The following is a 13582-nucleotide window of genomic DNA, read 5'->3' as shown; positions in this document are numbered from 1 at the left end:
AAACTTGTGTAAATTATTTAATTCGCGATCCTAAAAGGTTAGCAAGTAACAGGTATAAATCTCCTCGTGAAGCAGGCTTGAATATCAGTTCCCATTGCGGTAATTTCTACCGACAGGGCAGATGCCAATTCCACAAAACAATCAAAATCATCCCCCAATTATGTAAGGCCTTAAAATTCCACATCTTCGCGCTCATTTTCGTCGGTTCTGAAAGTATCCAAACCTTTCGCAGCCCAGCGCATTGTCTCAATGTATTTTACCAGACTCGCCACAGTCGGAGCCTCAAACAAACTGCTGACCGATAACTCAACTTGCAAAGCGTCTCGGATGCGAGAAATCAACTGAGTTGCTAGCAGGGAATGCCCGCCTAGTTCAAAGAAATTATCGTAGATACTAACCTGCTGTTTTCCCAAAACTTTAGCCCAAATTTTCCCGATCGCCTTTTCGAGATCAGTCCGAGGCGCTACATAATTTTCTGTTATATCCTCGCTGTCTGTATCTATATCAGGCAAGGCGCGGCGGTCTACTTTGCCATTAGGCGTCAGCGGCATATTCTCCAACACTGCATAAGTTGCAGGAACCATATATCCTGGTAACTTTTCTTTCAAAAATTGGCGCAAGTCACTTGACTTGAGATTGGGAATTTCTAATTTTTCATCGATGCCGTCAGGAATAACATAAGCTACCAAATGTTTATCGCCTGGGATGTCTTCCCTCACAATTACTACTGCTTCGCGCACTTGTGGATGCTGGCACAAAGCCGCTTCAATTTCTCCCAATTCGATGCGGTAGCCGCGAATTTTTACTTGGTCGTCAATGCGACCTAAAAACTCGATGTTGCCGTCAACCCAATAGCGACCTAAATCACCTGTTTTATAAAGACACGAACCAGATTTATTGCTAAAAGGATTAGGAATGAATGCAGCCGCCGTTAAATCTGGCTGGTTGAGGTAGCCTTTCGCCAATCCGTCACCGCCGAGGTACAATTGACCTATAACACCGATCGCCACCGGCTGCAAATCCGCATCGAGGAGATAAATTTGCGTGTTGGCGATCGGGCGGCCTATGGGGATAGATGTTGCGGTTTCGGGTACGTCTTGCACGCAATAATAAGCCGAAAATGTGGTATTTTCTGTAGGCCCGTAAACGTGAATTAATTTAGTGGTTGGATTTTGTTTGAGAATTTTTTTAACCCATCTTATATCGACCGCTTCTCCGCCAAACAGCAAGCAGCGCAGCGAATTAAAAGCTTGCGGTAAAACTCTAGCAATTTGTTGAAATAAGGCAGTTGTTAAAAACAAGACGGTGATGCCTTGTTGGCGCAGTTCTAAAGCTAAATCGTGAGGCGAAAGGGTAATATTTGTGCTAATTCCCACGAGTTGAGCGCCGTTAAGCAAGGCTCCCCAAATCTCGAATGTGGCTGCATCGAATGAAGCGTTTGATGCTTGGGCAATTTTATCGGTAGGTTCTATTTTTATATAGTTGGTGTTGAGTACCAGCCGATTTACTGCTTTGTGGGTGACAGCAACTCCCTTGGGTTTTCCTGTTGAGCCAGATGTGTAAATAACGTAAGCTAGGTTGTCTGCTGTTACTGTGTTGGCAGGATTTTCGGCGCTTTCTTTGGCTATGTCTTCCCAGTCGCGATCGAAGTAAATCACCGAGTTTGAGAAGTCTCGGAAATTCTCAATCAATTTATCTTGAATTAGCAAGACTTTAACTCGAGCATCTTCCAGCATCAAGTTTAGCCGATCGCGCGGATAGCTCGGATCTAACGGTAGGTAAGCTCCTCCCGCTTTCAGTATAGCCAACATCCCGACAATTAGGTCGATCGATCGCTCTGCACAAAGCCCCACTAAAACCTCCGCCGCGACGCCCTTTTTTTGTAGGTAACTCGCCAGTTGGTTGCTGCGACTGTTGAGTTCTCTGTAAGTGAGGTGCTGGCTGTCGAAAGTTAAGGCGACATCCTCCAAATGCTGCCGGGCTCGCTCTTCAAATAACTGATGAATGCACTTATTGTGAGGATAATCTGTCCGAGTATCGTTCCATTCTCTGAATAATTGATTCACTTCATCCTCGCTCAATAAAGGTAAGTTAGCAATTCTTTGTTCTGGATTAGCCACAATGCTTTCCAGCAGCGTTTTAAAATGCCTCAGCATTCGGGCGATCGTAACTTCATCAAATAAATCTGTATTGTACACAGCTACGCCTCGGAGCCCTTCCGAATCTTCCCACTGTTCGCCATATCTGTTCCTAAACTTATCCGAAGCTTCCCACAAATGCAGCTCTAAATCAAAGCGGGTTGTTTGAGTCTCCAAATGAAAAGAACTCAACTTTAATTCTGGCAATTCTAGCTCGTCCACAGGCCCATTTTGTAGCCCGAATACCACCTGAAACAGCGGGTGGCGATTCAACGATCGCTCTGGGTGCAATTCCTCGACTAGCTTCTCAAAAGGCAAATCTTGGTGAGCATAAGCTCCCAGGGTTACTTCTCGCACCCGGCCCAAAAAATCTCGAAATGTCGGGTTTCCCGAGCAGTCTGTTCGCAGCACTAAAGTATTGACAAAAAAACCGATTAATGTTTCTATTTCGCTGCGGTTGCGATTGGCGATCGGCGAACCTACAACAATATCTTCTTGTTGCGAGTAACGGTAAAGTAAAGTTTGAAATGCTGCGAGCAGTGTCATAAATAAAGTCGCTCCTTCTCGCTGCGAGAGCGCTACAAGTGCGTTTTTCAGCTTTTTCGGCAGTTCTAAATATTGAGTTTTTCCCCGATAATTTTGCATAGCTGGTGCAGGGCGATCGGTCGGCAAATTTAACACAGAAATCCAGTGCAATTGCTGCCGCCAATAAGCAAGCTGAGTTTCTAATACTTCACCTTGCAGCCATTCGCGCTGCCACTCGGCAAAGTCGGCATATTGAAGTGATAATTCTGGGAGGGGAGATGGCTGTTGATTTATCAAAGCTGTATAGATAGCCTCCAGTTCTCGAATTAGTACCCCGATCGACCAATCATCGGAGGCTATGTGGTGCATATTTAGCAATAGAATATGCTCGGTCTCTGTCAGCCGCAGGATGGTGACTCGCATCAACGGCCCGGTGGATAAATTGAAAGGGCGAAGAGATTCTGCTGCGGAGAGTTTCTTTGCTTCTGTGTGGCGTTGTTCGGGCGGCAAATGTTGCAGTTCTAATAGTTGTAAATTAGTCTTTAAAGCGGAAGAGATTATCTGCACTGGTTGCCCTGATACCGCGGCAAAAGTGGTTCGCAAAGTTTCGTGCCGCTGCACTATTTCGTTGAAGGTTTGCTCTAAGGCTGTTAAGTTCAGGGAACCAGTTAAGCGCAGTGCTGTTACTACATTATAGAAAGGGTTTTCCGGTGCGAATTGGTCGAGAAACCACAAGCGCTGCTGGGCAAATGATGCCGGAAAGACACACACTTCCGCATCCTCAGAAATATTCAGTCTTTCTACATCGTTTGTAAAGGAATTGTCATAAATTTCGGATGCCATATCTGTTGCTCTTAGGGGATGGGATGTGTTAATTTTTTGATGGCGCGGGGTGGCTTTTTGAGGGTGCGATCGCCTCTTAAAACTTTCGCGAGCAAAAGATCGGAACTTTTAAAATCATAAACCTGGGTGTGCGAGTGCGGCAGAAAGGCGGGCAAAAGAAACCGGATTTCTGGCCGCAGGATCAAGTTATCCGTTGAGGGGCTAGGAGTGCCACCCCCCAATCAAATTTAGTCGCTCAACCGAGTGTTAGGCTTGTGATTCGGGTGCAATCGGGTGAGTTAGATGCGAGAATTACCGGGAGCAATCGGTGGAGAGGTCACGCTGTAGTATGATTTCTAATTGCACAAAGTGTTCTTGGGGGGATTAAGAGCGGGATAGCTTTGCTTCACGCAATTTTCTCACATTTCTAGCTTAGCGACTACTATTGATTAAACAGTGTTCGCAATCTTTTAGATCAACTCACTATAACTTGCGACCTGATGCAGGCAAAATACTTAAGAACACTGAACGTGCAGTTTAAATTAGAGGTTATAGGCTAATGGCGCAGCGGAACGTATACTCGTCAAAGGGCGAGCCAGAGGATGCACAATCAGCAGAAGAAGTCCTTCACTCAGTAATGCAAGAACTGGACGCTTTGCATGAAAATGTCAAAGGCCAGTTAAATCAAGACATTACTCGGCTGCAAACTGAAAAAAATCACCTGATTGAGGATATTGAAGACCTCCGGGAGCAATATCGCAAATTGCAGTCTCAGCAAATGGAATCTCTGTCGGGGCGATACATTCAACAGCAGCAATTGTGGCTGAAGCAGTTGGCTCAAGTTTTGGCTCACAATTTGCAGGATTTGTTGGTGCAGCGGTTCAACGAACTCAGCGCTAATTCGGGAAATTCTCTCAGCAGCCCTATTCCCAGTGGCGAGTTCCCGATACCCTTGCCACCGAGCAACTACGACGAACGGGCCTCGCAGTTGCTGGCGGCGCTGGATGAAAGGATCGATCGCAGTTTCCAGATGCTGGAACAAGATTTAACCAGTTACGAAAGCGAGCTTTCCGTGCGGCTCAACAACATGAAAACCCTGGAACTGCAAGGGGAAGAGCTGTTACAAAATCTCGTAAACCGCATCAGGGAAGAACTCGAATCAGAAGAAGAATATCTTGAGAATCCTTTCGATGCTCAAGATTCCTATGTCGAGGAATCAACTAATTCTGTTAATTCTGTTAATTCTGTCCGCCCGCAACTTCAGCAGTCGCCAACACCTGTGGAAACGCCGCGAGAACCGGTTCCACAGCCTTCTTCAGCGCCACCGACGGCACCCGCTAAAGTAGCTTCTCAAGTGCAGACAGGTTTGGTGCTGGCTTTGTCTTCGGCGGTGGTATTGTCGCTGTTTAATGTTTGTTTGAGAATTCTGATTAAAAGCAAAAATCCTCGGATGGTTTTTGGGTTGTTTGAATTTCCGGGGGTGGTGACTCCAGGTTTTGGAAATTCTTTGTTGATTTTGTTGATGCGGCTGATCGTGGTGATGGCTTTGATGCCGATATTGGCGACATTTCTGTATCCTTCTGTGTGGAAAGATATTAGACGGTTGTTCCAGTCGGGCGATCGAGCTTTGTGGAGTAAAGTTTTAGGAAGCGCATTTTTTCTGTTTTTGTCTCAGGTTTTGATTTATTTGGCGATCGGCAATATTCCGGCGGGGATTGCGATTACGATTTTCTTTATTTATCCGATCGTCACCGTACTAGGTTCTTGGATCTTGTTTGGTTCTCGGCCCAGCACAGTCGGCTTTTTGGCGATAGTCGGGATTACCGCAGGTCTGATTTTAGCTGGGTGGCCGAGTTTTGCGGCCCCAGCTCCGGGCGGCGGCAATGTCGGGGTGGGAGTCACGGCTGCACTGGCTTCTGGGATTACCTTTGCAGGTTACGTATTGCTGACCCAAATGGCCGCGGGCAAGTTGCACCCAATTCCTTTTAGTTTAGTTAATTTCGCCGCGATTTTTGTATTTTCCGCCCTGAGTTTGTGGGTGCCGCTGTCGGACAATTTTGCTCCTAAAATCGACCAAAATGTTTGGCCTGGTTTGATTATGGGAGGTGTTGTTTTAGGGGTGCTGACGCTGTTTAGCTATCTTTTGAATAATTTTGCCATCCGCTTTGCGGGGGCCGCCTTAGCGTCAGTAATTGGCACTTTGGGGCCGGCGATGACCGCACTCTTCGGTTTTCTAATTATCAATGAGAAGTTGCAGCCTGTGGCAATTCTGGGCATGGCTGTGGTGACGTTGAGCGTGGCTGCTATGAGTGTGGAACGCATAATGACTCCTCAAAAGAAGGCTAGTTAATATCAATTCCGGTTGCACTCCTCCGGAATTGTTGACTGTTGACTGTTGACTGTTGACTGTTGACGGGCGGGTCGAAAAACTGAATGATTGAGTGTTAACTGTTGACTCGATTTTATTATTCCGATGCAACCGGAAACGATATAAGGCAAGAATTTGGGCGATCGCCCATTCCCAAACCCGGTTTCTTGAAGAAACCGGGTTTCTCCATTCCGAGACAATATCAATAGGCTTATTGCATAAATCTTTGATTGATAGGGAAACGGTAGAAGCATTTCAAGATAGGAGAACGAATGCCTACAATTGGAGTCTAAACAACAGAAAGAACCACTCGAAAACCCACAATACTAGCCTTGCAATCCGGCTGATATCTGAGGCGGCACGCGCTGCGACAATTCGGAGGATGATCGTTCCAAGAACCCCCCCGCAACAACCTCAGCGAAGAGTCGCCGTCAGACTCCCAAACGCTACCATCAGCAGGCGCACCGTTATAATTATTGTGCCAAGAATCCGCGCACCATTCCCAAACATTTCCGTGGAAATCGTACAATCCAAAAGCATTAGGTTTAAAACTGCCAACATCTGTCGTTTGAAAGCGATAAACTCCCTTCGGCGCATCAGCGTAATTAGAATTTCCGTTGTAATTGGCTAACTCGCTGGTAATCGTTTCCCCAAAGTGAAACGGCCCCGTAGTTTGCCCCCGGCAAGCATATTCCCATTGGGCTTCGCTAGGCAAGCGATAATTCTTACCAGTTTTGCGAGAAAGTCTAGCGCAAAACTCCACAGCCTCGTACCAAGATACATTTTCTACAGGTCGATTTGCACCTTTAAAACGGGCTGCATCGGGATTGAGAAATATTTTAATTTCCGGCAGCGCCGCAACTGCTGTCCACTGAGCCTGAGTAACTGGAAATTTGCTAATATAGAAAGATTCTAAAGTTACTGGGTGCTGCGGTTTTTCGTCGCTATCACCCCGTTCTTTGGGAGAACCCATGAGGAAAGTACCGCCAGGAATAGATACCATTTCCAGCACTGTACTGCTACCAAGATGTTCTTCAAAAAAACGCGCTTTGCCGCTGTTAACATTAGTTTGCTTCCCGCGCTTGTCTACTGTCACCACCTGAAACTCAAAAGTGCTTTTGACAGGGGCAATTTTCTGCGATGCCTTGTTCGGAGGCGGATTGGTGTTGGATTTTTCCCTGGGATTGACAGAGATTTTGCTATTGATTTGCCCGCTTTGATTGAGCGGGAGATTGATAGCAAGTTGTCCTCCTTTTGTGAGAAAAGAATTTATAGCAAGTTGTCCTCCATTGACACAATGGGGTTGGGGAGGTAAAGAATAGAGATTTAAAGCTTTGATTACTTCATCAGCAGATTGATATCTATTTTTGAGATAATCTTGAATTAATTTGTCTAAAACATTTGTCAACTCGCTGCTGATTTTTGTGCCGACTGGCAACCGTTCTCTCCAAATCCAGCCACCGTTTATCGGGTCATAAAGGTCATCTGAACCGTCCATTTTTGGCAAACATTGAGTTAGCAGTCTCAGGCAAGTTATCCCCAAACTGTATAAATCGCTTCCGGGGAAAACTTGACCGCGCATTTGTTCTACAGGCGAATATCCGGGCGTTCCTACCGTCGTGCCTACTTTGCTCATTAGCGAGCCCGTCACTTGTTTGGAAATGCCGAAATCTATCAAAACTAACTCTCCGCGCCCTCCTCTTCGGAAAGCTGAATTGCGAAAATTGCCCACCTTTGGCAGGGAGGAGCTAACAGAGGTGCGACGCCGCATGATATTCTCAAGTTTGATGTCTCGGTGAATGACATGGCGATCGTGCACAAATTTCAAAATCGGCAGTACATCTGCGAGTAACTGCCAAATTTTTTCTTCGCTAAAAACACCCTGCTGAGTTAATTCTGCTAGTAAAGTTTGCCCCTCAATCAACTCTTGTACTAAATAAAGTCGCTTGTCTTGTTCAAAATAAGCAATTAATCGAGGAATTTGGGGATGTTCACCGAGTTCGTAAAGTCGTTTCGCTTCTTCCTTAAACAATTCGGCGGCTTTTTCAAGTGCTGAGGTTCCTTGAAATTGGGGTACAAACTGCTTAATTACGCAGGGATCGTCCATGCGATCCGTATCTACCGCTTCATAAGTTCTGCCAAATCCCCCTTCGCCCAACAGTCGAAGCACGCGGTAGCGGTTTCTGAATAAAGGGTTGAGGCCTTGCGAGCCGCAACTTTGACAGAATTTAGAATTGTCGGGATTGAAAGGATGGGAGCAACTTGGATTAGAACAGTAGAACATATCTGGGAAGAAATGATCCGGTTAAGATTATGATATATCTTTTCGGCTTCCTCATGGAAGATTAACAATTAATAATTGGTTATTGACAATTGACCGTAGGGAGGGCATTACCCGCAGCTTGTGTCGCCCCAAGGGGGAAAGTAGAAGGCAGAATTTAAAACGCCCTTTAATCCAAAGAAAGCGATTTGAGGGCAAAAAATGCCAGCGGGATCGACCGATTTTAGCAACCCGCTTACGGCCGATATTCGTCTGGGTATCTTGGTAATTCCTTTACAGATGCCCGTATAGTATAACTTGGCGATCGCCCAAACCAAAAAGCGATCGCACTCAAAGGACTATCCGACTAGAAACTAAGAAAGCGATTTCAATAACCAATTCCATCGCTTCATTGGGGCGTAAGAGTTCTACAAGCTCGATCGCCCTTAAAGGCGATCGGGTAATTTCACGTAAAATGTCATATTTATGCTGCTTTTAGCAATTTTGTCGTTCCGCTAAATAACTTTATTTGTGAAAATCTTGACTGCTAAAATAAGTAATAAAAACAGACCACAACATGATAATGCCACTATTGTTTCGGTGATATTTGGTGATATGAATATGATAAATCCCTGCTCTTTAATCAAGGCAGAGAAGCTTGAGACACAAAATGGCATGAGATATAACCTGAATGTCTGCCAATTATCTCTTTTGCCTTTACTAGAAGAAACACTTAGCATCAGACCCGTACCGATTACAACACTTATACCAAGTGAATTAATCCATATCTTAACCGAAGGGTCGAAATGAAAAAAAACTACTACCATATACCAAATGAGATAGCACCAGAGAATAGCTTTATCTAATTTGATTTCGTAAAGATATTGTATCAACCATTTCATAGATCTAAAAAGGCTTTTACCTTTTTAATTTTTTTGATGACTACAACCCGGTAGATTGAATAATTAGAGAGGGATGGAGAGCAAAAGAGTCTTCTAACGAGACAAGTTGATACCCCGCATCGGCTGGTGACACAACTGAGATAAAAACCAATGGCTCATCACCGTTGTTGAATACTCCATGTACACATCCGGTATGAGCGACTACAACATCCCCAGCAGCGATCGACTTCGTAGTGCCTGCTTTATCCAAATAGTAGTCTCCCTTCCCGCTTAAAACAGTCCAAGTGTCTTGCCCGTTGGGATGGGTGTGCGCGGGGATTGCCTGACCTGGCTTGATATACCAGGCGACAACGACAGCATCCTTAGATTCGGTAACGATCGAACGAACAGGCTCTCCATCACTCGGTTGAAAAAATTTAGAACTGCTGAATATCCTAGTTCTCCCCATCTTTGCATCACTCTTTGAAAAACTTCTCAAGAGCGATCGTCTCACCGATCGCCTACAAAGAACTGTCTCACCGATAACTTTACGGAAAAAACTTTCCCTGATTTGTCTCGAGCACCCCAAAAAAATAAAAAACCCTCAAACTAATTTAAAAATCGTGGTTTGGGGGTTTTCTTCCTAAAACCCGATCGAATCACAACTTGCAAGCAGCGCGATCACCCTTGACAAAGATCGTACTCTTGGCAGAACAATCAAGTTAGAAACTAAGAGAAATATCGTACCCAATTGAAGAGCGATCGCACCACTGGTAATTTTGAAGTGTTGAATATTGTGATCGCGACCTAACTATTACCGTGACTTGTTCTGCCACTGTCAACTACAAGCTCTGACAATCTTATTTCTAGGCGGATTTCTTAAACAGTTTGGACGCAGCACCTCTCAAAATGTGCGGTACTAACTTTGGGCCCGGCAAGAAGACAATCCCTAATTGCTGCATTAATCCAAGTGCATCGCCCTGCCCCCAATGCTCCGCGATTTTACCGTTCTCGACTCGATCAATGTGCATAATCGCCAAGCTGATTTGTTTGCCCGTTGGCGGCAGGCCCTGAAATTCTCCGAGGTGTGTTGCTGTGAAGGTTCCGCACGTCACTATTTTATCGCCTGCAACCAGGACTTCATCAAAAACGTGTTTACCCTGACTGAAAGCTAGATAAAATGACATCCCGAACTGCTTGAACCCCTCCCCGTCCAATGGCTCCGGGATTCCCGCCATGCGAGCAATAAAATTCGGCGCTAGAAGTTCTAAGGCTTGTTCCATTTTGCGATCGTCGAACGCTTTGTAGAACTGGAGAACGATTGTTTTGTTTTGGTCACTCAGCATACAGAATTTTGTTTTGAGCTAAATTGTAAAGCTTTATTAAGCACATTACACGGCATTGGGGTTTAATAATTGCTCTGATTATCAATAACTGCAAACTGCTCGATCGCCCAAACCAAAAAGCGATCGCACTCTCCGTATAACAATAAGGCTAGAAACTCACAGAGCGATCCTCTTCGAGGGCTCCGCTAACGCACCGAATTGAAGGGCGATCGCTCTACAGTAATAGCGTACCTACGTGCCAAAGTGGATAATGGCTGCGCGGATCGCGATGAACCACACCGCGAGCGTGGCAAATAGGTAGAGGTAGAACCGAAGTATGATGAGATTGAATGTGCAATGGACAGCACTATGCAATGTGCGAAACACAACGAATACCCACGCGGCGTTCACATACACTGTATCCACCTGCTTTGTGATGAACAGATATAGGACAAGCGCATAGAAAAGTACCGGAATCTCGAACAGGTTTTTTAGGTTATCCGATGGATTGGATACGCTTGGTGGCGAAATTTGCGCCAGTGCGCCCGGTACAGCAAGTTCTTTCGGGGTGAGCTTTCTACTGGTGATAAAACTGATACGGCGGATGTACATATACACCCAGACGAGGAATGTGAGAAACACTGTTGCAAAGAAGGGGCCCAAGATTGTATCTTGCGTCATTTTTACCTCTATCTTAACTTAGTAAAACATTGTAGTTAATGCTCGATCGGCACATTTGCTAGACGGCTCCACTCATTCCACGAGCCGTCGTAATTTCGCACATTGGGATAACCTAGTAAATACTTTAAAACAAACCAGGTACACGCCGATCGTCCTCCAATTGCACAGTAAGGAAACACTTCTTTATCAGCCGTAATGCCCTGGCTGCCATAGAGGGTATGTAACAATTCTGGTGACTTAAAAGTTCCATCTTCATTCAGAGCTAGGATGTGTTCGAGATTTACTGCCCCTGGAATATGACCCGCGCGTTCCGTTCCTTCTGGCGGCTTCATCATGAATAATTCGCCACGATATTCTTCAGGGGTGCGAACATCTAGCAACACGCAATCCTTCCGATTCAAAGATGCGTGAACCTCTGGTTGTAACACCCGCAAATTAGCATCGGGGGATTTCGCATGATACTGTGCGGGTGCGAAGTTGGATAACTCCGATACCAGTGGGCGACTTTCTGCAACCCATTTCTGATATCCACCGTTGAGAACATACACTTTGTCATGTCCAAAGGTTTTCAAAAGCCAGAAAATCCAGGCTCCTGTGTTAGGATAGCTGCCATAGGCGATCGCAGTTGTTTCAGAGGAAATTCCCGATCGCGAAAGCAATTTTTCGATCGCCTTTGGATCGAGATTCATGCTGAAATCGGGTCTTAGCAAATCTGTAAAGATATTCCAGAACACAGCACCGGGAATATGAGCGTTTTTGTACGGTTCTGGACTCATATCCACTTCAATCACCCGCACGGTTGGATCGTTAAGACGATCCATGAGCCATTGCGTATCGACCAAAACTTCAGGATGAGCATATGGGGACATTAGTTTTCTCCGATCTTTGGCACGCTTAGCTAAGATTAGGATGGGTAGATTGGCTTGCCCAGTCCTCGATCGGGTACTCTTTTTGACAATCAAGCAATTTGGTTACAAGCCCCCGGATTCATCCGTGGGGTCAATTCTAAAATCTAAAATCTAAAATCTAAAATCGGTTGACACCATGACTATGAAAAGTCCCTTGCAGCTTTTATTTGAAGCGATCGATCGGGTAAAGGACGAACAAGATTTGCGATCGCAAGTCGTGCCGAAAATCGGCGAGTATTTTGTAGCTAAGCGATCGGGAATCTTTTTCTTCGATCGACTGCCGTTGGTAGATAGCAATCTTCAGAAAACACTGCAAATTGGACTATCAATCGAACATAATCCTGTTGTGCGTTATCTAGTGGAGCGTCACGCTCCTGTCCATGAAGCATTGGTGGCATCTCCCAAGGTTTGGACAATAATTTGTCCTCGACCCGATCATTGGCACGTGATGGCGGGACCGATCGTCAGTCGCGGTCAATTAATGGGTGTAGTGGGTTGTACGCGCGATCGGTCAATGCCCGCCTTCGATACCGAAAATCTAGCGGATTTGAGTGCGATATGTTTGCATTTGTCTGTTTGGGCTGCAACAGTACGCGCGGCGAAGCTATCCCCTAGGGAATCGCAACACCAACCTTTCAAGACCTCACGCCTCACGCCTCGTGAATTGCAAATTGCCGAATTGGTTGCTTTGGGGCGAACCAACGCAGGAATCGGGAGGGAACTTTGGATTACAGAGAATTCAGTGAAGCAAGCTTTGAAGCGAATGTTCCGTAAGCTTGAGGTTTCGTCTCGTGCAGAAATGGTTGCACAGCTTTCGGCGACCAAATACCATTTGTCAAGTGTACAAATGAAACATTAAACTCCCCGGAAACCGACCCGATGTCAAGATAGATTTGATGATGGCGGATCATTTTGGGGACATTGTAGAGAATGGTTTAGACCTGTTGAGTCGCATTGGTAATCGTCTGGATAGTTCCCTGATTAGCGATCGGATCGGCACGACTCGCCGCGTCACAGTGGCAACAACAGGCTATTTTGAGCAAGTTCTCAAAGGCTTATTTGGAAGTTCTTTTAATAGCAATATTTCCTAGATTATCGAAGCTGGGCGATCGATCGGTTTTCCATCTGAATCGAAACAGGACATGGCAGTGGCTGGAAACAATTTAATCAATTCTCTCTTCATATCGGGATAATTATCAAATACTGTCATCCATACAGAAAAGAAACCCTCGCTTTGAGCAACTTTCAGCACCAGATCTCTAGCTTGAACGCATCGATCTAAAGTTTCAAAAAGATCTCTACATTTTTCTGCTGCTGTCCATATTTCTTCACGCTGCTGCCATCGTTTATCCCTTGGTGCTGGCCTATCCCAACCAGGGGCTTGATGCCGTTGTAAACCTACTAAATCTAGCAATGCTTGCGCTTTAGTTTTCTGCTGGTTATTCATATTATCGGTTAACCGCACAAACCCACCTTTTGAGTAAACAAAAGCAAGCAAAGTATTATCACGATCTGGCCAGAGAAAGTCGTCAATTTCAACGGTTCGATCGCCTTTAACCGAGTTGCAGTTGGGACAACCCAATCAAAAATTAGTCCACTCAGTTTCCAGCTCTGGATGCAAAACTTTGGGGATAATATGCTCGACTGCCAGACCTACAGGGAGACTACGTTCGC

At 45.5% G+C, this 13582-nt stretch carries 11 protein-coding genes; 4 read left to right on the top strand and 7 right to left on the bottom strand.

Going from position 1 to position 13582, the window contains the following annotated elements; genetic code table 11:
* Positions 1-170: 170 nt before the first annotated feature.
* Entirely contained in the window at positions 171-3506 is a 3336-nt protein-coding gene (locus NDI35_RS19005) for a non-ribosomal peptide synthetase (protein WP_445314093.1), read from the bottom strand.
* Between the two features lie 538 nt (positions 3507-4044).
* Between NDI35_RS19005 and NDI35_RS19000 the strand changes: the two genes are divergently transcribed.
* Positions 4045-5835, top strand: a complete 1791-nt coding sequence (locus tag NDI35_RS19000) for a DMT family transporter (protein WP_445314092.1) — start codon at positions 4045-4047, stop codon at positions 5833-5835.
* 307 nt (positions 5836-6142) lie between these two features.
* Here the strand turns inward: NDI35_RS19000 and NDI35_RS18995 are convergent, their stop codons facing one another.
* On the bottom strand, positions 6143-8137 hold the full coding sequence (locus NDI35_RS18995; protein WP_445314091.1) for a bifunctional serine/threonine-protein kinase/formylglycine-generating enzyme family protein: 1995 nt from the start codon (positions 8135-8137) through the stop codon (positions 6143-6145).
* 516 nt (positions 8138-8653) lie between these two features.
* Between NDI35_RS18995 and NDI35_RS18990 the strand changes: the two genes are divergently transcribed.
* A complete protein-coding gene (locus tag NDI35_RS18990) occupies positions 8654-8923 on the top strand; it encodes a hypothetical protein (RefSeq protein WP_445314090.1) in 270 nt (89 codons plus the stop codon).
* 132 nt (positions 8924-9055) lie between these two features.
* Here NDI35_RS18990 and NDI35_RS18985 read toward each other — a convergent pair whose 3' ends face one another.
* The 4 genes from NDI35_RS18985 to NDI35_RS18970 all read right to left on the bottom strand — a co-directional run bounded on the left by NDI35_RS18985 (position 9056) and on the right by NDI35_RS18970 (position 11869).
* Complete coding sequence (locus NDI35_RS18985) at positions 9056-9463, bottom strand: cupin domain-containing protein (RefSeq protein ID WP_445314089.1); 408 nt, start codon at positions 9461-9463, stop codon at positions 9056-9058.
* A 397-nt stretch (positions 9464-9860) separates the two neighbouring features.
* Positions 9861-10340: an ester cyclase gene (locus tag NDI35_RS18980; RefSeq protein WP_445314088.1), complete on the bottom strand. Its 480-nt coding sequence runs from the start codon at positions 10338-10340 to the stop codon at positions 9861-9863.
* Between the two features lie 231 nt (positions 10341-10571).
* Positions 10572-11000, bottom strand: coding sequence for an MAPEG family protein (locus NDI35_RS18975; protein WP_445314087.1), 429 nt, complete (start codon positions 10998-11000; stop codon positions 10572-10574).
* A gap of 35 nt (positions 11001-11035) precedes the next feature.
* A complete protein-coding gene (locus NDI35_RS18970) occupies positions 11036-11869 on the bottom strand; it encodes a sulfurtransferase (RefSeq protein ID WP_445314086.1) in 834 nt (277 codons plus the stop codon).
* Positions 11870-12044: 175 nt separating this feature from the next.
* Between NDI35_RS18970 and NDI35_RS18965 the strand changes: the two genes are divergently transcribed.
* Positions 12045-12767 (top strand): LuxR C-terminal-related transcriptional regulator, encoded by a 723-nt coding sequence (locus NDI35_RS18965; protein WP_445314085.1) that lies wholly within the window; start codon positions 12045-12047, stop codon positions 12765-12767.
* Between the two features lie 37 nt (positions 12768-12804).
* On the top strand, positions 12805-12999 hold the full coding sequence (locus tag NDI35_RS18960; protein WP_445314084.1) for a hypothetical protein: 195 nt from the start codon (positions 12805-12807) through the stop codon (positions 12997-12999).
* On the opposite strand, the gene NDI35_RS18955 is transcribed toward NDI35_RS18960, so the two are convergent.
* Complete coding sequence (locus NDI35_RS18955; RefSeq protein WP_445314083.1) at positions 12996-13406, bottom strand: hypothetical protein; 411 nt, start codon at positions 13404-13406, stop codon at positions 12996-12998. The two genes, NDI35_RS18960 and NDI35_RS18955, sit on opposite strands and share 4 nt — an antisense overlap.
* Between the last annotated feature and the right edge of the window lie 176 nt (positions 13407-13582).

The sequence above is a fragment of the Microcoleus vaginatus FACHB-2002 genome (assembly GCF_040004035.1).
GTDB classification, from domain to species: Bacteria; Cyanobacteriota; Cyanobacteriia; order Cyanobacteriales; family Microcoleaceae; genus Microcoleus; species Microcoleus vaginatus_C.
Note: the sequence above shows the minus strand (reverse complement) of the source record. Positions and strands in the feature narration are given on the sequence as shown.

Coding starts and splice junctions, on each gene's coding strand:
- NDI35_RS18970 (WP_445314086.1), bottom strand. CDS start 11,869: ATGTCCCCATATGCTCATCCTGAAGTTTTGGTCGATACGCAATGGCTC.
- NDI35_RS18980 (WP_445314088.1), bottom strand. CDS start 10,340: ATGCTGAGTGACCAAAACAAAACAATCGTTCTCCAGTTCTACAAAGCG.
- NDI35_RS18995 (WP_445314091.1), bottom strand. CDS start 8,137: ATGTTCTACTGTTCTAATCCAAGTTGCTCCCATCCTTTCAATCCCGAC.
- NDI35_RS18975 (WP_445314087.1), bottom strand. CDS start 11,000: ATGACGCAAGATACAATCTTGGGCCCCTTCTTTGCAACAGTGTTTCTC.
- NDI35_RS19005 (WP_445314093.1), bottom strand. CDS start 3,506: ATGGCATCCGAAATTTATGACAATTCCTTTACAAACGATGTAGAAAGA.
- NDI35_RS18965 (WP_445314085.1), top strand. CDS start 12,045: ATGACTATGAAAAGTCCCTTGCAGCTTTTATTTGAAGCGATCGATCGG.
- NDI35_RS18960 (WP_445314084.1), top strand. CDS start 12,805: ATGATGGCGGATCATTTTGGGGACATTGTAGAGAATGGTTTAGACCTG.
- NDI35_RS19000 (WP_445314092.1), top strand. CDS start 4,045: ATGGCGCAGCGGAACGTATACTCGTCAAAGGGCGAGCCAGAGGATGCA.
- NDI35_RS18985 (WP_445314089.1), bottom strand. CDS start 9,463: ATGGGGAGAACTAGGATATTCAGCAGTTCTAAATTTTTTCAACCGAGT.